The following is an 18,109-nucleotide window of genomic DNA, read 5'->3' as shown; positions in this document are numbered from 1 at the left end:
GAGCGGGTGAAGCGATGCGTCAAGCAACCTCTACGGGTGAAGCGGTCGAGCCGACTGCTTCACCACCCCATATACCCCACGCCGAGGAGTCGGAAGCGGTTGCACGTCTAGCGGTGCTCAGCCGCGGATGGCGGGGGTTGGTGGGGGCAGTTGCGCTTGCGTTTTCGTGTTATCAACTGGTGGTCGCGGCATTTCATCCCTGGTCGTCGCAATTGATCCGGGAGTGGCATGTTGCGTTTTTGCTCGCACTCACTTTTTTGCTCTATCCGGCGCGCCGCCTTGCCACAGATGCGGCAGCGCCGGTACGAGGCGGTGGGATCGGAGGACTGTTGCTTGCGCTCGGCGCTGCGTCTCTGGCTGTCTACTACGGTGTTTTCGAACATGACCTGATCCTGCGCGCCGGAGATCCGACCCAAGCCGATCTTGTCGTGGGCGTTGCGCTCTTGATACTGGTCTTCGAAGCCGCACGAAGGGTGTTGGGTTGGCCTCTGCCCCTTCTCTGTGCGCTCTTTTTGTTGTATGCGCTCTTTGGTCAGTGGGCGCCTGGGGCGCTCGCCCATCGCGGTTATGCATGGCAACAGGTAGTCGAGCAGCTCAGTTTCGGCGCTGAGGGGATCTTCGGAATTCCAATCTACGTCTCCGCGACGTACATCTTTCTCTTCATCCTTTTCGGTGCGTTCTTGGAACGGGCCGGGATGGTGCAACTCTTCAACGACGTGGCGTTGGGGTTGGTGGGTCGCGCGGCGGGCGGACCTGCGAAAGTTTCGGTGCTTTCGTCGGCGTTGATGGGGACGATTTCCGGTTCCGCGGTGGCAAACGTTTTGACGACCGGACAATTCACGATCCCTTTGATGAAACGCGGTGGATTTTCCCCGACTTTTGCCGCAGCGGTAGAGGCAACTGCGTCGATGGGTGGGCAAGTGATGCCACCCGTGATGGGGGCGGTGGCATTCATCATGGCAGAAAACATCGGTGTTCCATACGCCGAAATCGTCCGTGCGGCGATCGTGCCGGCACTGCTCTATTTCGCTACGGTATTTTGGATGGTGCACCTGGAAGCGAAGCGACGCGGCCTAGAGGGACTGGCGCCTGAAGATTGCCCCAACGCATGGCAGGCGTTGCGCTCGCGGTGGTATTTGGTGTTGCCGCTCGCTGGGCTCGTCTGGTTATTGTTCGCGGGTTATACCCCGATGTATGCGGGGATGGCAGGGTTGGCGCTTACCGCAGTGCTCGTCTTGGGAACCGCTGTGGCGGCGATGTTGTCGCGGCAAGCGTTTCGCTACCTCTTCTGGATTGCCGTTGGCGTTTGCGGGGCACTGGTCGTACGCTGGGGCGTCTTGCCGGTGTTGCTGCTCTTGGCCGCGTTGGGGGTGGTGCTCCTTTGGCGTCGCGAAGGGCGGAACACGTTGCGTCTCGTGCGTGAAAGTCTCATCATTGGGGCGTTGCAGGCATTGCCCGTTGGGGTGGCCTGTGCGATCGTTGGGGTGATCATCGGCGTGCTCACACTGACGGGTGCTGCGACGTCGCTTGCCGGCTTTATCCTTTCTGTCGGTGAGCAACATCTGTTCCTTGCGCTCGTCTTGACGATGCTGATTTGTCTCGTCTTGGGGATGGGGATCCCGACGATCCCCAATTACATCATCGTCAGTGCGATCGCGGCGCCAGCGCTCCTCGAGTTGGGCGTACCGCTCATCGTCAGCCATATGTACGTCTTTTATTTCGGTTTGATGGCTGATCTCACGCCTCCTGTGGCGCTGGCGGCGTATGCCGCTTCGAGCGTTGCGAAATCACCCCCACTGCCCACCAGTCTCAAAGCGTTTCAGCTGGGAATTGCCGGTTTTGTCGTTCCCTATCTTGCCGTTTATGACCCCGCGTTGATGTTGCAAGGCGACCCTGCTTGGTGGGCGGTTTTGTGGGCGATCCTGCGCGCCCTGTTCGCCATAGGGTGTTGGGGGTACGCCATCGTCGGCGCCCGTAAAGGTGGTTCCCTCGCTTGGTGGGAGCGGCTCTGGGCAGTGGCGGCGGCAATCCTTTTGGCAACACCGTGGTGGGTTGCCGACCTTGCTGGGATCTTTGCGGCCGGGCTGCTCATCGTTCGCCTGTATCGGTTTCGCTCAGAGGAACCAACGCGCGACGACTCCGCTCTTCGGGCTTCCGCCGGTACAGCGGAAAAGCGTATGGAACCACCTACGGGGCAGAATGGCTAACCCATGCATTGGCTGCTTTGCCTCTCATGGGCGGCATTCGGTGCGTTGGAGGCGCGTGACGTGTCGTTGCCGGACGCCCCTTTGGCGCCGATTCAGGAGGTATTGGGGGCAGCTGGGACGTTGCGTTGGCGCCATTCCATCGAAAAGATCTGGTGGGAAGAGGAGTACACGGCCGAACCCGGTGGAGTGCGCTTGCGTACGGCACGAGTGCGGGGTAGCGGTGCGGGCATGGAACCGCCACCGGATGCGCATTTCGCGCACGGTGTTTGGGTCTATCGACCCAACCGGTTGTTGCCGAAAGTGGTGTTGACCCACTCTTCCTTTGTTGCACCCTATGAATGGTGTGACGAAGGGAACCGCTGTCGTGCATTGTTGCCACCGACAAGCCGTTTCGGTGCCAAGCAGGATCCGACGACGTCGGTGTCGGCTTGGCGTATGGAGATCGCGCCGTGTCGCGATGAACAAGAGAAGCGCGTACTGGGAGCAGATCGATGAGCCATCACCCTTTTTGTTGGGAAGATCCGTTTTTACTCGAAAATCAGTTGAGCGACGAGGAGCGCGCCGCACGGGATACCGCAGCGCGCTACGCGCGGGAGCGCTTGCAGCCGCGGGTGCTCGAAGCGTTTCGCGAAGAGAAGACCGATCGCGCGATTTTCCGCGAGATGGGGGAACTGGGACTTCTGGGATGCACGCTGCCCACCGAGTATGGGTGCGCCGCGATGAATGCGGTGAGCTATGGGTTGATCGCCCGCGAAGTGGAACGCGTCGATTCCGGCTTTCGCTCGATGTTGAGCGTGCAAAGTTCGCTCGTCATGCTGCCGATCTACCGCTTTGGCACCGAAGCGCAGCGGCAGAAATTTCTTCCGAAGCTGGCCAGAGGCGAGTGGGTCGGTTGTTTCGGCCTTACCGAACCCAACCACGGGTCCGACCCCGGCAGCATGGAGAGTCGGGCGCGTGCGGTCCCCGGTGGGTATCGCTTGACTGGGCGTAAGATGTGGATCACCAACAGTCCGATCGCCGACGTCTTCGTCGTTTGGGCAAAAGATGACGAAGGCAAGATTCGCGGTTTCGTGCTCGAAAAGGGCATGAAAGGGTTGAGCGCGCCAGCGATTCACGGCAAAGTGGGGCTACGCACCTCGATCACCGGTGAGATCGTGATGGATGAGGTGTTCGTCCCCGAAGAGAATGTCTTTCCGGAGATCCGTGGGTTGCGCGGCCCCTTTACGTGCCTGGATTCGGCGCGTTACGGAATCGCTTGGGGGGCTCTGGGCGCTGCGGAATTCTGCTGGCATACGGCGCGGCAGTATGTGCTCGACCGCAAGCAGTTCGGGAAGCCGCTTGCGGCGAACCAACTCATCCAGAAGAAGTTGGCCGATATGCAAACCGAAATCGCAATCGGGTTACAGGCGTGTTTGCGGTTGGGGCGGATGAAAGACGAAGGAATCGCCGCGCCGGAGGTGACGTCGATGCTGAAACGCAACTCCTGCGGCAAAGCGCTCGAAATCGCACGGATGGCGCGTGACATGCTGGGCGGCAACGGGATCTCCGATGAGTTCGGCGTGATTCGCCATCTGGTGAATCTCGAGGTGGTCAATACCTACGAGGGGACGCACGATATCCACGCGCTCATTCTGGGGCGGGCGCAAACAGGGATTGCGGCGTTTTGATCTGGAACGGTCACGAAAGCGGGAGGCGTCAGCGGGAAGCGTCGGTCGTAGCGAGCGCCGCTTCCCGTTTTTTGTGGTTCGTCTGAGTGCGCTTGACGGGGCGGTCAGTCGGAGGTTTTCCCGACGTCGCCAGAGTTTTCGCGTTGCGAACCCCATCTTTTTTGCTTGCCTGAGAGGTCTCCGTCCTCACGGCGGTATCTTTTTGGGCAACTTTCTTTTTCGAAGCAGTAGCCACCGCTTTGCCCGCTTGAGGACGTTGTGCTTGAGAGACCTTTCTAGCTGTCGTCTTAGCCGTCGTGTTGGCGGCCGTCTTGGCCGCCGCCTTTGCTGTCGTGTTGCCCTTCGTGTTGGCCGTCGTCATTTTCGCCGGAGCCGGTTTGCTTTGGGTCGTGGGCTGTGTGTGGTCCGCACTTTCGGCGATGGTGGCTTCTGCTGTTGCGTTGCGTAAGACGCTCTCAGGGGTAACACCGAGAACCCGACCTGCGCCGACAAATCGGTTGGTCCAGTATGCCTCATCCATCGAAGCGACGGTGACCGCTTTGCCCCGGCGCGGCGCATGGAGAAATTGGCCGTTGCCAATATAGATGCCTACGTGGTCGACAGAGCGCTTTTTGTTTCTTCCTGTTTTGAAGAAGACCAGATCGCCCGCACGTAACGCGTCGCGTGCAATGCGCTCTGTGGCGTGAAACTGCTCTTGTGAGGTACGGGGTAGTTTGATACCGGCGCTCGCGAACGCCACCCACACCAAGCCACTGCAATCGAGCCCCTGCGCGTCCGTGCCACCCAAGCGGTAAGGAGTACCCTGGAGCTCGAACGCGGTCTTGAGCGCTTCGCGTAAACGGTTTTCCCGTTGCGGAAGCTCGAATCCATAATTCGGGGATCGGTAGGCGAGCGCCTGGAGCCAACCGTCGAGCGCGTCGCTCTCTTCCTCTTTCTCCTCATTTTCCTGAGCCTCTTCGCTGGCGTCTTGGGTGGCGACGGTGTAGGGCTCGGCGCTCAGCCAAGAGCGGTTGTTCCCAACCGTGCTACAAGCAGATAGGGTCAGGAGCGCAGCAAGGAGCGCCAGGAGCGGAAGTGGGCGGTTCTCGACCATTACGCGATGATGCCGAAAAAATCGATTTTTGGCAACCGGTTACAACAGCGCCAACGTCGGTTCGGCTTGATTCATCGTGTAAAAGTGAAACCCCGGCGCGCCCAAAGCGCGCAACCGTTCGAGGAGGCGTGCAACCACCTCGTGGCCGAAGGCGCGGATGCTCGCGACGTCGTCGCCAAACCCTTCCATCTTGCGCCGAATCCAGCGCGGGATTTCCGCGCCGCAGCTGTCGGCGAAGCGGGCCAAGCGGAAAAACTGGGTGATCGGCATGATCCCCGGGATGATCGGTTGCGTGACACCGCGGCGTGCCGCTTCGTCACTGAAGTGGGCGTACGCGTCCGGGTTGTAGAAAAACTGGGTGATCGCGCAGTCGGCACCGGCGGCCATTTTTGCGGCGAACGCGTCGAGGTCGGCGGTGGCGTGCTTCGCTTGGGGGTGGTACTCTGGGTACGCCGCCACCGCAATCCAGAAGGTGTCACCGTACCGGGCGCGCACGAACGCAACGAGATCCCGTGCGTAACGAAACGGCCCGGGATCGACGACACCGGAGGGGAGATCGCCGCGCAACAGCACCAAGCGGCGAATCCCTGCGGCCCGATAGCGGTCGAGAATCGTGACGATCGACGCTTCGGTGGCACCGATGCCAGAGAGGTGCGGCGCGACGTCCCAGCCAGCCGCTTGCAGCGCGTCGACCGCAGCGAAAGTGCGGTCACGGGTGCTGCCACCGGCGCCGTAGGTGACAGAGGCGTAGGCAAAGCGTCCCGAGTTTTGGAGCTTTTGGGCAGTGGCGCTCAGTTTTGCCATGCCTTCAGGCGTTTGCGGGGGAAAGAATTCGACTGAGTACTCCATCTTCGGATTTCCTGTTTCGGGTTAGAAGGGTAGGGCGGCGACACAAACGATCGGTAGCGGTGTTGGGCAGCGGACTAATGGGAACCCGGATCGCTCGTCTGCGTGGGCGTACCCCGAACCGCCGCGATCAGGAACTCCTGATTCCCCGGCTGGTTGCCGACGCCGCCACCCCGAATCGGGCTGGGGAACCACGCGACGGTGTGCCAACCGAGTGCGTCCAGCGCCGTGACCATCTGCTGTTTGAGTGCGGGTTCGTGCTGCGCCCAATTGCGAACGATGCCGTTTTTGCTCAGCGCCGCGGGGCCCAGCTCGAATTGCGGTTTGACGAGCCAGATCAGCCGCGCGGTGCTGCTTGCAAGGGTCAGAACCGCAGGCCACACCGTTCGCGCGGAGATGAAGGAGAGGTCGCCGACGATGAGGTCGAACCCGGCAGGCGGAAACAGCGCGCCGAGTTGCGCCGGGGTGATATGGCGGGCATTCACGCCTTCGAACGTGACGATCGGTACGTCACGAACGGCGGCTGCGTCCGGATTCGTGCCTGCGGAAACCACGAGCGCTTGGGTGCGCAGCGGGGACGCCAACTGATCGTGCCCGACCTCCAAGCCGACGACGCGCCGCACGCCATGGCGCAGCAGGCAGTCGGTGAAACCGCCCGTCGATTGTCCGACGTCGAGCGCAACACAACCGGCGACCGACCAGCCGAGTGCCGTGAGTGCCGCGTCGAGTTTGTCACCCGCACGGGATACATAGCGCGGGCGTGCGGTATCCGCGACGATGATGGTTGCGTCGGCTGGGATCCGATGCGCCGCTTTGCGGCAGATCGTGCCATCGACATGCACAGCGCCTACGGCAATCAACCGCTGCGCGGCAGTGCGCGACGGCGCAAGACCCCGCGCGACCAGCTGCAGGTCGAGGCGACAGAGGTCCGTCGGCGTCGTGGTGGCGGTGGAATGCGAACGGTCTGCCTGCGGTGGCGTGGACACGGCTACGGATGCCTCGTGCCCACGCCGTTGCGACGCCGCAGGGGAGCGTTTGCTGCGCGCGTGAAAGTGGTTCATCGCCATCGCGCGCCGTCCGGACTAGTAGCGGTAGTGCTCCGGTTTGTAGGGACCTTCCACGGGAACCCCGATGTAGGCCGCTTGCTCCGGCGTCAGTGTCGTGAGCTGCGCGTCGAAGCGGGTCAGTTGCAGCCGCGCGACCTTTTCGTCGAGCACCTTCGGCAACCGATAGACTCCCACCGGATAGCGCTCCGGGTGGTTGAAGAGTTCGATTTGCGCCAGGGTCTGGTTCGCGAACGACGAACTCATCACGTAGCTGGGGTGGCCGGTTGCACATCCCAGGTTGACCAGCCGCCCTTCGGCAAGGAGGATGATCCGCTTGCCATCGGGGAAGATCACGTGATCGACCTGCGGTTTGATGTTCTCCCAGCGATACTGTCTCAGGCTGGCGACGTCGATCTCATTGTCGAAGTGGCCGATGTTGCAGACGATTGCTTGGTCTTTCATCCGTACCATGTGGTCGTGGGTGATCACGTGGTAGTTGCCGGTTGCGGTGACGAAGATGTCGGCTTTGTCGCACGCGTAATCCATCGTCACGACCCGGTAGCCTTCCATCGCCGCCTGCAGCGCACAGATCGGGTCGATTTCGGTGACCCAGACTTGCGCGCACAGCGCGCGCAGCGCTTGCGCCGAGCCCTTGCCCACGTCGCCGTAGCCGCAGACCACTGCGATCTTGCCGGCGATCATCACGTCGGTGGCGCGCTTGATGCCGTCGAGCAGCGATTCGCGGCAGCCGTAGAGGTTGTCGAACTTCGATTTGGTCACCGAGTCGTTCACGTTGATCGCCGGAAAGCGCAATTCGCCCCGTTCGTGCATTTGGTAGAGGCGATGCACGCCGGTGGTGGTCTCTTCGGTGACACCGCGGATTTCCCCGATTCGCCGCGAATACCAGTGGGGGTCGCGCCGCAGCTGCTCCCGGATCCGGGCAAAAAGGACGCGCTCTTCGTCGCTGGTTGGGTTCTCGAGTACCGAAGGTTCGTGCTCCGCTTTGACCCCGAGGTGAAGGAGCAGCGTCGCGTCGCCGCCGTCGTCGAGGATCATGTTCGCAAAGCGCCCTTCGCCCCAGTCGAAGATGCGGTGGGTGTAGTCCCAGTACTCTTCGAGCGACTCACCTTTGCGGGCGAAGACCGGGATGCCGCGCGCGGCGATCGCCGCTGCGGCGTGGTCCTGTGTGGAGTAGATGTTGCAGCTCGCCCACCGCACTTCTGCACCGAGATCGACCAAAGTTTCGATCAAGACCGCGGTTTGGATGGTCATGTGGAGACTGCCGGCGATCCGCGCGCCCGCAAGGGGTTTTTGTCCCGCGTATTCACGGCGAATCGCCATCAGTGCGGGCATTTCGGTTTCAGCGATTGCGATTTCACGCCGCCCCCATTCCGCTAGGGCGGGGTCGGCGATGGCGCAGTCGGCAAAAGGTTTGCCGACGAGGAGTAGATCAGCCACAGCGTTCATCGAATGACTCCTTGACGTTGAACGGTGGCCGGGTGGGGGGCTCACCAGTCCCCCAACCCGGCGGGTTGGGAATTGGTGAGCGCCGTTTGGGTAAGCCGAGCCTGGGCGAACGACCGCTTGCAGCGCTCCTCGGCACAGTAATGATACCACACTGGGGCAGGCGCTATGACGGCGGTGTATCGCGGGTGATATGGGTGAGATAACGAAGCAGTACGCCCGCAACCAGCAAGGGAAGTGCAAAACCTAGCGCAAAGGTGCGGAATGCCGCTAGGGCAGGGTGGTGCAGCGCGTCGAGCACCAGATAGGTGAGGTAGGCGATATAGAGCGCGACCAGAAGCGCACCTTCCTGACGATTGACCGAATAGCCAGAGAGGACAACTGGCAAGAGCAGCAACGTGGCGCCCAACATCACCCAGAGGTCGGTCGTCGTCACCGAGACAGGTACGGTGATGCCACCGTGCGGGATCGCAGCGAGCGCCGACGCCCCGCCCACTGCCAGCAGGTTGAAGACGTTGGAGCCGATCACGTTGCCTACCGCCATGTCGCGTTCGCCCTTGTAAACGGCCATGAGCGAGGTCGCGATTTCTGGGAGCGACGTGCCGACTGCGACCACCGTCAATCCGACGACCACTTCACTGATGCCGAGCGACTTGGCGATTGCGACCGCACCGCTCACAGCCAGGTCGGAGCCCCAAACGAGCAATGCCAACCCGCCGACGATGAGCGCGATTTGCACCGGCAGAGGATCGTCCCAGTGGCTTTTCGGGATCTCTTCGGCAAACTCGGCTTCTGCATCTTTGCCCGCGTTGCGCGATTGACGGATCAGGAAGATGGTGTAACCGATGATGAGTGCAAAGAGCAGCGCGCCGTCGAACGCAGAAAGCGTTCCGTCCAACGCAGTGACGGCAAAAAGCACCGAAACGCCAAGCAGTACCGGCAGTTCCTGGCGGATCACCTGCAGGTGTACCGCAACCGGAGCAATGAGCGCCGATAGGCCCAATGCGATCAGGATGTTGGCAATGTTGGAACCGACGACGTTGCCGATGGCGATTTCACCGCTTCCTTTGAGGGCGGCGCCTACGGAGACAGAAAATTCAGGGGCGCTCGTGCCGTACGCAACGATCGTCAGGCCGACCACGAGCGGCGAGATGCCGAAACGCACCGCGAGTTTGGCCGCGCCCCGCACCATCAGGTCGGCGCCCAGCGAAAGAACGACGAGACCGGCAACGAGAGCTCCCCAAGCAGTTGTGTTCATCGGTGCTCCTCGGGGCTCAGAGACCCGCGTCAGCCCGCAGCGCGGCGGCTTTGTCGGTCCGCTCCCAGGTGAACTCCGGTTCTTCACGGCCGAAGTGCCCGTAGGCGGCGGTTTTGGTGTAGATGGGGCGGCGCAAATCGAGCGTTTCGATGATCGCCCGCGGGCGCAAGTCGAAATGGCGTGCCACCAACGCTGCGATCTGTTCGTCGGGGATCTTGCCGGTGCCAAAGGTATTGACCATCAGACTCACCGGCCGGGCGACACCGATCGCGTAGGCCACCTGAACCTCACAGCGCTCGGCAAGCCCTGCGGCGACGATGTTTTTCGCGACGTAGCGTCCGGCGTAGGCAGCGGAGCGGTCGACTTTCGAGGGGTCTTTGCCGCTGAACGCGCCCCCGCCATGGTGGGCAGCACCACCGTAGGTATCGACGATGATTTTACGCCCGGTGAGCCCGCAGTCGCCGTGCGGGCCGCCGATCACGAAGCGTCCCGTCGGGTTGATGAGGTAGCGGATCTCCCCTTTGATAAGCTCGGGAGGGAGGACCGGCTTGACGATCTCTTCGATCACCGCTTCCCGGATCTGGTCGTAGGGGATGTCGGGATGGTGTTGGGTCGAGACGACGACGGTGTCGATCGCGGTGGGTTTATCGTCTTCGTAGCGCACGGTCAATTGTGCTTTCGCGTCGGGGCGCAGCCACGGCAAGCGCCCGTCTTTGCGCAGTTGGGCCTGCCGCTCCATGATCCGGTGGGCGTAATAGATGGGTAGCGGCATCAGGGTCGGCGTTTCGTTGCAGGCAAAGCCGAACATCAACCCCTGGTCGCCAGCCCCTTGGTCCAGAGGATCGTCGTGCGCCTGGTTGACCCCTTGCGCGATATCGGGCGATTGGCGGTTGATCGCAACCAGGACGGCGCACGATTTGTAGTCGAAGCCGATCTCGGAGTCGTCGTAGCCGATGCGTTTGACGACCTCTTGGGCGATTTCGCGATAATTGATGTGCGCGGTGGTCGTGATTTCGCCCGAAATGACGACGAGGCCGGTCGAAACCAACGTTTCACAGGCAACGCGCCCGGTTGGGTCTTCGCTGAGGACGGCGTCGAGCACGCCATCGGAGATTTGGTCGGCGACTTTGTCCGGGTGCCCTTCGGAAACCGATTCGGAGGTGAAGAGGTAGTGTTTGCCCATGGTATTTTCTCCGATCCCCTTGCCAGCCCTGCGTAGGCGGCTCTGAGGGGATCGTGGGCAGAGCTGCCGACGCTTTAGCGGTATTTGCTGTCCGCCCCGCAAGTTGTCGGATTAACTCGGCGGATGACCGAGTATCATAACAAAATTTTGGGACAAAAGGAACCGCGGTTGACGAAACGGGTGCGGACGGTTTTGTTGCGGAGTCTGCGTTGGGTGTTGGCGCGGCTGTCTCTGGCAGGCGCGCAACGCTTGGGCCGGATGTTGGGTTGGGTATGGTGGCTGGCCTCTGCCCGCTATCGCCGCGATCTGTCAGAAACGCTTGCGCATGCTGGATTTTCGGAGCGTGCGTTGCGGCGTCGCGTGATCGGTGAAACAGGGGTGCAGGTCGTCGAAGCCTTATGGCTTTGGCTGCAGCCGTATGCGCGCGTGGTCTCACTCGTTCGGTCGGTTGAAGGTTGGGAAGCGGTACGCGCTGCACGAACGAGCGGGAAAGGAATCCTTTTTTTGACACCGCACTTGGGCTGTTTCGAGATCACGTCGCTCTGGGCTGCGCAGGCGATGCCGCTCACGGTGCTCTACCGCCCGCCACGTCAGCCCGAACTGGTGCCCTGGTTGCGCGCGGGGCGCGCTCGTGGCGGGGTGCAGCTTGCGCCGGCCGATCGCAGCGGGGTTCGGCAGTTGGTGGCCGCGTTGCGTCGGGGTGAAGCGGTGGGGTTGTTGCCCGACCAGACGCCAAAAGCGGGAGAAGGGGTGTGGGCGCCGTTCTTTGGCCGTCCCGTTTGGACGATGACCCTGGCGGCGCGCTTGAGTCTGATGGGTGATGTCGTGACGGTGGTGGTGTGGGGCGAACGGTTGCCGAACGGAGCCGGTTTTCGCTTGCACTTCGCGCCGGTGGCGTGGTCGGGTGATGAGGCGGTGGCGACACGCGCTGCGCAGATCAATCGCGTTTTGGAGACGTGGATTCGGCGTGCTCCTGAGCAGTACCTTTGGGGGTACCCACGCTTCAAGGTGCCAGCTGGAGTAGCCCCGCCGGTGGAAACGGCGCATGGGTAAGCGGTTGCGTTGGCACAAAGATTCGCCGCTGCGGCTTTGGGCGTTGCGTCAGGCGGATCGCGCGGTGGTGGCGTTCATTTGGGCGCTGCATTGGCTGCCGCTACCGGTATTGGCGAAAGTGGGCGCACGCTTTGGTACGCTGTTACGGTTGCTGGCCAAGCGGCGTCGACGGATCGCGGAAGTCAATCTCGCCCGTTGTTTTCCGGAATGGACGGATGATGCGCGCGCGCGTCTGCTGCGCGAACATTTCCATTTCTTGGGGCGCAGCCTCCTGGAGCGGGGCATCGCGTGGTTTGCGTCGCCGGAACGGATCCGTCGGCTGGTCCGTTTGGAGGGCTGGGCAGAGCATGTCGCGCCGTTGATCGCAGCGGGGCAACCGGTCATTCTGGTGACGCCCCATTTCCTGGGTTTGGATCTGGTCGGGACCCGGTTGACGCTCGAAGGGGATTTCGTCAGCGTCTATTCACGACAGCGCCGCCGCCCGGTTGCCGATCGTTGGTTGCGCCACGGTCGTTCGCGATTTGGACAGCAACTCTTGATCGCGCGGCAGGATGGTATCCGCCCGGTGGTGCGTGCACTCAAGGCAGGGCAGCCGTTCTATTATCTGCCCGACCTCGATTATGGCGGGAAGGATGCGATTTTCGTTCCCTTCTTCGGGGTACCGGCGGCGACGATTACTGCGCTTCCTCGCCTCGCGCGTCTGGCGAATGCAGCGGTGGTGTTGTGTATTGCTGAAATGGATCCTTCTGGGCGGGGTTATCGTGCGCGTTTTTCACTGCCGTGGCGCGATTATCCAACCGATGATGAACGTGCGGATGTCGAGCGAATGAATCGCGAGATCGAAGCTGCGGTCTGCCGTTTGCCTGCGCAATACTTTTGGGTTCATCGCCGCTTCAAAACCCAGCCTGAAGGGAAGGGGGAATGGTATCGATGAAGCAGACAGCGCGCGCTGATTGTTGACTTTGGCAATCGCTCGATTATAATTGCAAACCTCGCCGAGCGGGAATAGCTCAGTTGGTAGAGCACAACCTTGCCAAGGTTGGGGTCGCGGGTTCGAGTCCCGTTTCCCGCTCCAGTGGCGCGGTGGCAGAGTGGTTATGCAGAGGACTGCAAATCCTTGGACGTCGGTTCGATTCCGGCCCGCGCCTCCAGTTCGGCGAATCAACGCCCATGCGGGAATAGCTCAGTTGGTAGAGCACAACCTTGCCAAGGTTGGGGTCGCGGGTTCGAGTCCCGTTTCCCGCTCCATAGCTCAGTGCATCTCTTCTTTGTCGGGCGGCAGTGGTATGACCAGGATCCCTTCTTCTAAAAGGGAGACGAACTCTTCCCGGTTTGCTTGACCCTTGATGGGGCGAAGCGGCGCTTCGCCGTAGTGGATTTTTCGCGCCTCTTCCGGGAAACGGGTGCCGACATCTTGCGCTTCGCGCTTGAGTTTCTGAAGCGTGTTCCAGATACGTTCCAAAGCTTGCGCAGACAGATTCGGCGGGTTGTCGGAAGTGGTCGATGCCTGTTTTTGTTGCGCCGAAGTGCGTTGAAGTTTGGGGGTGGTATGGACAGCAGGGGCGGCAGGCAAGCGGCGAACCGCTTGCGTGCCGCAGTGCGGACACGTTACCCACCCTTTCGCGATTTGTTGATCCAGCGCTTCCGCAGATGGTACCCATAATTCGAAGCGGTGGGCATGGTCACACGTCAGATCGAAAACGATCATCGCGATTGCGTTTTGGGAAGCGGGATTTGGAAATGCTCGAGCGTTTCCAACGTGAGTGCGCCTGCCGCCAGCCCATGGTCGCGTTGATACGCGATCATCGCGCGGCTGGTTGCAATGCCTAGCTTTCCGTCGATCGGGCCCGGGTCGTAACCCGCGGTTTTGAGCTTCACCTGGAGGGATTTGACCAGTTCGGGTGTCAAGTCGTTGTTGCACAACGCCTGGCGAAGCGCCACCTGCGGCTCGCCTTCATAGAGCGTCTTGACCAGTTCGATGACTTTGGGCGGTATCGCTTTCTCCTCGATCTCTTCCGGTTTGGCGATAGTCAGCACAGGAATTTTTCGGATTGCTGGCTCGATCTGCACGGGTACCGCACGTGCCGGTTTGTCGAGCACCCAGCGGGTGACCTCTTTGTATTCGGCAGGGATGACTTCGACTTTGGTCGTGGCGGGTTTCACCAACACGCGGCGCTCGACCTGTTTGGTCTTGGCGGGGATGGTGCGTGCGCAAAGGGGTTGTACTGCGCCTTCCAGCAAACGGTTGACACCAGGTAAGCGGCACCGTTCGAGTATCGTGCGTTCGGCTTCGATCACAACCGTTTCTGTTTGGGTCTCATAGACCGGCGGGATCGTGATCGTGCGGCGGATTTCGGGTTTGACCAAAATTTTCTCGGTTACCGCTTTATAGACTGGTGGTTCGATACGGTAGGTTGTTCCTCCTTCGCGGATGATGACCTCTTTCTGCGTCTTTGCCAGCTGCGGCGGGGAGACTTCGAACGTTGTCGCACTATCCTGCACGACGATCGAGAGCGGCTCTTTTTTCGGGAGGGGATAGATCACGGCCTGGACCCAGCATTGTCCCGGAGTGACACGGGTAGTCAGCAACGGTTGGAGGGCTTTCTGTTCTGGTGATTGCGATGGGCTGGAGGTCTGGTCGGCCGTTTCGGTATGATGGGCGGGGCTGGGTTCCGAGGCGATTCGATTGGGCAACGAATGTGTCTGAGGATTCGGTGCCGGCAAGGACGTTTTTGGTGGTTGGGTGTGACGCGAAGCCGCGGTGTCATGTTCAGTGCGTGGTGGTGTGGATTCGGATGTGGAAGGGATATGCGAACACGCAGGAAGGATTGCGGACAAAGCAAGCCACAAGCCTAAACGGGACGTTGCCATTTTTTGCTGCTCCGACTGGCTGTTACAGTTAGAATTGTAACGGAATTTCCAAGGAGTAAAGGGTGGAAAGTTATTTACGACGCATGCCGGGTTGGTTGCTGACAGGAATTGGGGTCGTTTTGGCATTCTGGCTGGGTTTTTTTGGGGTGGTCGCGTGGTGGCACTGGCGGCAACAACCAAACGATGCGGAGAAAGTTGTCGCCGCAGAATCGGCTGTTGAGATGCAGGTCGCTCCCGTTCCGCAGTCTCTCCCCCGCATGCAAGCTCCCGTGGAGGAAGTCGGGGGCGCGGTCAATATTGCATCAACGGAACGGTCGCTGACCCCCACGAACCCAGGGGATCAGAAGCAACCGCCTATGACGCGCCTGGGATCGCCCGCTCCAAATTCCGCCGACCCAACGAATGACCAAACGTGGTCTGCCATTTCCGGTACAGAGGCCGAGAAAACTTCCATTCGACCTATGTCAGAATCTGCGGTGCCTGTTCACGACGACGCTTCGATTGAGGCGGCGCGTCACCAATGGCATGCGTGGCAACAGGCGAATCGCTGGGTTTTGATCGTTCGTCGGAGCGTATCGAAAGCGTCGCTCGAAAAAGAACAGTTACGTTTGCAGTCGATGGTGCCGTCTGGTTTGGAGCTGCTACTGGTATCCGCCTCCCGCGGCAATAACCAACACCAGTGGTTGCTGGTGTTGGGACCTTTTGAGAACCGAGAAGCAGCGCGATCGACCGTGTTCGAATTGCCCGTACCGTTTCTGAGCGAGCAGATGGATCTGGCACGCGCCAGTGCGATACGCTGGAAGTGAGCGGAAGGTCGAAGTGATGAGAGATGGTGGCCAGGGGCGGAATCGAACCACCGACACGCGGATTTTCAGTCCGCTGCTCTACCGACTGAGCTACCTGGCCGAGAAGCCCGAATGATACGGGAATTCGGGGTTTTGGTCAATGGGTTCTTGCAACCATTTTGGTGGAGCCGGGGGGAGTCGAACCCCCGTCCGGAAGCCCTCCACAGCGAGGACTACATGCTTAGCGCCTTGTTGCGTTTAGCATCGACGCCGGCCAAGGCGCGCGCCACGTCGATGCGAGCCATTTTGGGTTTCGCACAAAGCCGCCAAACGGCCAGGCAGCTTTGGCTAGCCTCAAGTGGTGACGCTGCACAGGTGACCGAAGTCACCATCCGGCCGTGAGGCTCAGCCGGTGCAGCGCGTCGCCGGGATTAAGCGGCGACGGCGAAACGCTCGTCGTTGGCGTTTGTTTTTTGCCAGTGGATTTACGAGGTGACTGGACCTCGGCATGCCCTCGACTGCTTTGCAGCCCCCGTCGAAGCCAAGTACGGCCCCAGCGCAAGTACCATTATAGACGAAAAATGCAGGAGCAAGTTCCTATTGGGGAGAAAAAAGCGAGCAGATACGCCGAAATGCCTCGGGTGCAAGGCGTGCCGCACTGGCTGGCATTAGCGTTCCGGACGATCGGCGCAGATCATTATGGTTTGTTGTAATACTGCACACAACTTCTTTTCATCGTCGGTGACCGCAAAGACACGTGCCTGGGTGAGCGATAGCGTCTTTCCTGAACGGAGGACACTCCCTTCAGCAATCAGCTTTTTACCAAGGGCAGGTGCTACCAAGTTGATCTTGTACTCGACGGTCAGGACGGAGGTGTTTGGCGGTGCCAGGGTCATCGCGGCATAGCCAGCGGCTGAGTCAGCGATCATTGCGACGACACCGCCATGCACGTAACCGTGTTGTTGTCTGATTCCGTCCCAGCAAGGAAGCGTGATCGTAACGGTGCCAGGTTGCACATCCGTGAGTTCAGCGCGGATCAGCGCCATCGCTGCTTGGCGGGAGAAACTGCTGTGAATTCGCTCGTGGCTGGGAACAGACACTGCATCTGGGCACATTGCTAATCACCTTTACCATTTGGCGAGTGCGATGAGGTAGTTGACAGCGACGTCGTCGGTGAGGAAGTAGCGTTTCGTGAGCGGGTTGTAGCCCATGCCGATGATCGCTTTGGGTGTCAGGCCTGCCGTTTCCGCCCACGCAGTGATCTCGGCAGGTTTGAGGAATTTTTGCCAGTCATGGGTGCCTTTGGGCAAAAGCTGCAAGAGATACTCCGCGCCGATGATCGCAAAGAGGTACGATTTGGCGGTTCGGTTGAGCGTTGCGAAACAGACGGTGCCGCCCGGCTTTGCCAGCTTGGCGCAGGCGCGAATGGTGCTCGCGGGGTCGGGTACGTGTTCGAGCATCTCCATGCAGGTGACGACGTCGAAAGTATCTGGGTGCATTTCGGCGAATGCTTCAGCAGCGATCATTTCGTAATGCACCGGCGCGCCGCTTTCGAGTGCATGAAGCTTGGCCACGGTGAGCGCTTTTTCCGAAAGGTCGATGCCGGTAACCTCAGCGCCTGCGTGCGCCATCGCCTCGGTGAGGATGCCACCGCCGCATCCGACGTCGACTACGCGTTTGCCGGCAAGCCCTCCGCACTGCGCGATGATCCAGTCGAGGCGTAACGGGTTGATTTCGTGCAATGGGCGGAATTCACTGGTGGGGTCCCACCAGCGGTGTGCCAATTCGCTGAATTTGGCGATTTCGTTTGGATCGACGTTTGCAGTTGCGTTCATGGTATCGCCCATAGTAAAACGCCCTGCTGGAGCAGGGCGTTTTGGGGTGAACAGTTATCGGTGATTACTTGGTGCCAATCACTTCCACTTCGACGCGGCGATCCGGCTGCAAGCAAGCGATCAAGGCTTTGCGCTCTTTGATCTTGTCGCACTTGTTACCGGTGACCGGCATCTTCTCACCTTTCCCTTCGGTGTAGATGCGGTTCATCGGAACGCCCTGGCTCACCAAGTATTTCTTCACCGCTTCCGCACGACGCTCGGAGAGTTTCTGATTGTAGGCATCGGAACCGATCCGGTCAGCGTGGCCCACCGCCAAAATGACCTCGACGTTGATGTTTTTAATTTGTGCGGCGAGTTCATCGAGCTTGCGCTTCCCTTCCGGACGGAGGGTTGCTTTGTCGAAGTCAAAGAGGGTGTCGGCAGAGAGTTTCACTTTGTTGGAGACCGGTTGCGGTGCCGGCTTCGCCATCGGTTTGGGAGGTTCACACTTCTCTTTGGCGATTACCTCGGGGTCACACGAGCAGGCAAGCGGCTTGCCGTTGGTGTCTTTGACTTGCTCGGCGAGCGCCGGCGTCCAATAGCCCGTGCGCCAGCAGAGCCCAGTGCCGCTGCGCGCCACGACGCCGCGACCGTCGATCACGTAGGGAATGTCGCCCTGTTTGGCATCGACGACGATGTCTTGCGCGAAAGTAGCCATCGAAGCGCCCGTAACGAGTGCGGCCGCGATAAGGGTACGAATTGGGTTCATGGTGCCTTCCTTTCTTATCTGGGTCACTGACTAGCCCATTATAATGACTGTGC

Annotated in this window: 17 protein-coding genes, 4 tRNA genes, 1 other RNA gene and 1 riboswitch; of the genes, 9 read left to right on the top strand and 13 right to left on the bottom strand. The window is 60.6% G+C overall.

Going from position 1 to position 18,109, the window contains the following annotated elements:
• The first annotated feature begins 14 nt into the window (after positions 1–14).
• The 3 genes from HPTL_RS09585 to HPTL_RS09575 are packed head-to-tail and all read left to right on the top strand — an operon-like array spanning position 15 to position 3,874.
• The gene (locus HPTL_RS09585) at positions 15–2,207 is read left to right on the top strand and encodes a TRAP transporter permease (protein ID WP_119336173.1); all 2,193 of its coding nucleotides are present in this window, start codon (positions 15–17) and stop codon (positions 2,205–2,207) included.
• A gap of 3 nt (positions 2,208–2,210) precedes the next feature.
• On the top strand, positions 2,211–2,702 hold the full coding sequence (locus HPTL_RS09580) for a DUF1850 domain-containing protein (RefSeq protein WP_119335772.1): 492 nt from the start codon (positions 2,211–2,213) through the stop codon (positions 2,700–2,702).
• Positions 2,699–3,874, top strand: coding sequence for an acyl-CoA dehydrogenase (locus HPTL_RS09575; RefSeq protein ID WP_119335771.1), 1,176 nt, complete (start codon positions 2,699–2,701; stop codon positions 3,872–3,874). The genes HPTL_RS09580 and HPTL_RS09575 overlap by 4 nt, the downstream gene beginning before the upstream one ends.
• A 28-nt stretch (positions 3,875–3,902) precedes the next feature.
• Here the strand turns inward: HPTL_RS09575 and HPTL_RS09570 are convergent, their stop codons facing one another.
• The 6 genes from HPTL_RS09570 to metK all read right to left on the bottom strand — a co-directional run bounded on the left by HPTL_RS09570 (position 3,903) and on the right by metK (position 10,764).
• Entirely contained in the window at positions 3,903–4,967 is a 1,065-nt protein-coding gene (locus tag HPTL_RS09570; protein WP_119335770.1) for a C40 family peptidase, read from the bottom strand.
• A 39-nt stretch (positions 4,968–5,006) separates the two neighbouring features.
• Positions 5,007–5,816, bottom strand: a complete 810-nt coding sequence (locus tag HPTL_RS09565; protein ID WP_119335769.1) for a methylenetetrahydrofolate reductase — start codon at positions 5,814–5,816, stop codon at positions 5,007–5,009.
• A gap of 74 nt (positions 5,817–5,890) precedes the next feature.
• The gene (locus tag HPTL_RS09560) at positions 5,891–6,880 is read right to left on the bottom strand and encodes a TlyA family RNA methyltransferase (protein WP_197713674.1); all 990 of its coding nucleotides are present in this window, start codon (positions 6,878–6,880) and stop codon (positions 5,891–5,893) included.
• A gap of 15 nt (positions 6,881–6,895) precedes the next feature.
• Positions 6,896–8,326: an adenosylhomocysteinase gene (gene ahcY, locus HPTL_RS09555; RefSeq protein WP_119335768.1), complete on the bottom strand. Its 1,431-nt coding sequence runs from the start codon at positions 8,324–8,326 to the stop codon at positions 6,896–6,898.
• Between the two features lie 70 nt (positions 8,327–8,396).
• Positions 8,397–8,463, bottom strand: a riboswitch (S-adenosyl-L-homocysteine riboswitch).
• A gap of 26 nt (positions 8,464–8,489) precedes the next feature.
• Positions 8,490–9,581 carry a calcium/sodium antiporter gene (locus tag HPTL_RS09550; RefSeq protein WP_119335767.1) on the bottom strand — a complete coding sequence of 364 codons (1,092 nt, stop codon included), beginning with the start codon at positions 9,579–9,581 and terminating at the stop codon, positions 8,490–8,492.
• A gap of 16 nt (positions 9,582–9,597) precedes the next feature.
• Positions 9,598–10,764, bottom strand: a complete 1,167-nt coding sequence (metK, locus tag HPTL_RS09545; RefSeq protein WP_119335766.1) for a methionine adenosyltransferase — start codon at positions 10,762–10,764, stop codon at positions 9,598–9,600.
• Positions 10,765–10,932: 168 nt separating this feature from the next.
• On the opposite strand from metK, the gene HPTL_RS09540 reads away from it, so the two are divergent.
• The 5 genes from HPTL_RS09540 (at position 10,933) to HPTL_RS09520 (ending at position 13,065) form a co-directional block, all read left to right on the top strand.
• On the top strand, positions 10,933–11,817 hold the full coding sequence (locus HPTL_RS09540; protein ID WP_197713673.1) for a lysophospholipid acyltransferase family protein: 885 nt from the start codon (positions 10,933–10,935) through the stop codon (positions 11,815–11,817).
• Positions 11,810–12,751 (top strand): lysophospholipid acyltransferase family protein, encoded by a 942-nt coding sequence (locus HPTL_RS09535; RefSeq protein ID WP_119335764.1) that lies wholly within the window; start codon positions 11,810–11,812, stop codon positions 12,749–12,751. Before HPTL_RS09540 ends, HPTL_RS09535 begins: the two co-directional genes overlap by 8 nt.
• Before the next feature lie 65 nt (positions 12,752–12,816).
• Positions 12,817–12,892 (top strand) — tRNA-Gly (locus HPTL_RS09530).
• 2 nt (positions 12,893–12,894) lie between these two features.
• Positions 12,895–12,968 (top strand) — tRNA-Cys (locus tag HPTL_RS09525).
• Between the two features lie 21 nt (positions 12,969–12,989).
• A tRNA-Gly gene (locus HPTL_RS09520) sits at positions 12,990–13,065 on the top strand.
• 4 nt (positions 13,066–13,069) lie between these two features.
• Here HPTL_RS09520 and HPTL_RS09515 read toward each other — a convergent pair.
• Positions 13,070–13,525, bottom strand: coding sequence for a DUF1178 family protein (locus HPTL_RS09515; RefSeq protein ID WP_119335763.1), 456 nt, complete (start codon positions 13,523–13,525; stop codon positions 13,070–13,072).
• Entirely contained in the window at positions 13,522–14,361 is an 840-nt protein-coding gene (locus HPTL_RS11295; protein WP_170141331.1) for a peptidoglycan-binding domain-containing protein, read from the bottom strand. The genes HPTL_RS09515 and HPTL_RS11295 overlap by 4 nt, the downstream gene beginning before the upstream one ends.
• Before the next feature lie 389 nt (positions 14,362–14,750).
• On the opposite strand from HPTL_RS11295, the gene HPTL_RS11220 reads away from it, so the two are divergent.
• On the top strand, positions 14,751–15,494 hold the full coding sequence (locus HPTL_RS11220; RefSeq protein ID WP_170141330.1) for a hypothetical protein: 744 nt from the start codon (positions 14,751–14,753) through the stop codon (positions 15,492–15,494).
• A 24-nt stretch (positions 15,495–15,518) separates the two neighbouring features.
• On the opposite strand, the gene HPTL_RS09500 is transcribed toward HPTL_RS11220, so the two are convergent.
• The 5 genes from HPTL_RS09500 to HPTL_RS09480 all read right to left on the bottom strand — a co-directional run bounded on the left by HPTL_RS09500 (position 15,519) and on the right by HPTL_RS09480 (position 18,056).
• Positions 15,519–15,594: transfer RNA gene (locus tag HPTL_RS09500), tRNA-Phe, on the bottom strand.
• 59 nt (positions 15,595–15,653) lie between these two features.
• Positions 15,654–16,028, bottom strand: a transfer-messenger RNA (tmRNA) gene (ssrA, locus tag HPTL_RS09495).
• 113 nt (positions 16,029–16,141) lie between these two features.
• On the bottom strand, positions 16,142–16,519 hold the full coding sequence (locus tag HPTL_RS09490; protein ID WP_119335760.1) for a PaaI family thioesterase: 378 nt from the start codon (positions 16,517–16,519) through the stop codon (positions 16,142–16,144).
• Between the two features lie 81 nt (positions 16,520–16,600).
• On the bottom strand, positions 16,601–17,308 hold the full coding sequence (gene ubiG, locus HPTL_RS09485; RefSeq protein ID WP_119336171.1) for a bifunctional 2-polyprenyl-6-hydroxyphenol methylase/3-demethylubiquinol 3-O-methyltransferase UbiG: 708 nt from the start codon (positions 17,306–17,308) through the stop codon (positions 16,601–16,603).
• 64 nt (positions 17,309–17,372) lie between these two features.
• Positions 17,373–18,056: an OmpA family protein gene (locus tag HPTL_RS09480; protein ID WP_119335759.1), complete on the bottom strand. Its 684-nt coding sequence runs from the start codon at positions 18,054–18,056 to the stop codon at positions 17,373–17,375.
• Positions 18,057–18,109: the final 53 nt, after the last annotated feature.

The sequence above is a fragment of the Hydrogenophilus thermoluteolus genome, assembly GCF_003574215.1.
Classification (GTDB): domain Bacteria; phylum Pseudomonadota; class Gammaproteobacteria; order Burkholderiales; family Rhodocyclaceae; genus Hydrogenophilus; species Hydrogenophilus thermoluteolus.
The sequence above is the reverse complement of the archived record's forward strand: the minus strand, read 5'-3'. Positions and strand labels throughout refer to the sequence as shown.

What these genes read in the sequence shown, in the direction of transcription:
- HPTL_RS09585 (WP_119336173.1), top strand. Translation starts at nt 15, where the DNA reads ATGCGTCAAGCAACCTCTACGGGTGAAGCGGTCGAGCCGACTGCTTCA.
- HPTL_RS09580 (WP_119335772.1), top strand. Translation starts at nt 2,211, where the DNA reads ATGCATTGGCTGCTTTGCCTCTCATGGGCGGCATTCGGTGCGTTGGAG.
- HPTL_RS09575 (WP_119335771.1), top strand. Translation starts at nt 2,699, where the DNA reads ATGAGCCATCACCCTTTTTGTTGGGAAGATCCGTTTTTACTCGAAAAT.
- HPTL_RS09570 (WP_119335770.1), bottom strand. Translation starts at nt 4,967, where the DNA reads ATGGTCGAGAACCGCCCACTTCCGCTCCTGGCGCTCCTTGCTGCGCTC.
- HPTL_RS09565 (WP_119335769.1), bottom strand. Translation starts at nt 5,816, where the DNA reads ATGGAGTACTCAGTCGAATTCTTTCCCCCGCAAACGCCTGAAGGCATG.
- HPTL_RS09560 (WP_197713674.1), bottom strand. Translation starts at nt 6,880, where the DNA reads ATGGCGATGAACCACTTTCACGCGCGCAGCAAACGCTCCCCTGCGGCG.
- ahcY (WP_119335768.1), bottom strand. Translation starts at nt 8,326, where the DNA reads ATGAACGCTGTGGCTGATCTACTCCTCGTCGGCAAACCTTTTGCCGAC.
- HPTL_RS09550 (WP_119335767.1), bottom strand. Translation starts at nt 9,581, where the DNA reads ATGAACACAACTGCTTGGGGAGCTCTCGTTGCCGGTCTCGTCGTTCTT.
- metK (WP_119335766.1), bottom strand. Translation starts at nt 10,764, where the DNA reads ATGGGCAAACACTACCTCTTCACCTCCGAATCGGTTTCCGAAGGGCAC.
- HPTL_RS09535 (WP_119335764.1), top strand. Translation starts at nt 11,810, where the DNA reads ATGGGTAAGCGGTTGCGTTGGCACAAAGATTCGCCGCTGCGGCTTTGG.
- HPTL_RS09515 (WP_119335763.1), bottom strand. Translation starts at nt 13,525, where the DNA reads ATGATCGTTTTCGATCTGACGTGTGACCATGCCCACCGCTTCGAATTA.
- HPTL_RS09490 (WP_119335760.1), bottom strand. Translation starts at nt 16,519, where the DNA reads ATGGCGCTGATCCGCGCTGAACTCACGGATGTGCAACCTGGCACCGTT.
- ubiG (WP_119336171.1), bottom strand. Translation starts at nt 17,308, where the DNA reads ATGAACGCAACTGCAAACGTCGATCCAAACGAAATCGCCAAATTCAGC.
- HPTL_RS09480 (WP_119335759.1), bottom strand. Translation starts at nt 18,056, where the DNA reads ATGAACCCAATTCGTACCCTTATCGCGGCCGCACTCGTTACGGGCGCT.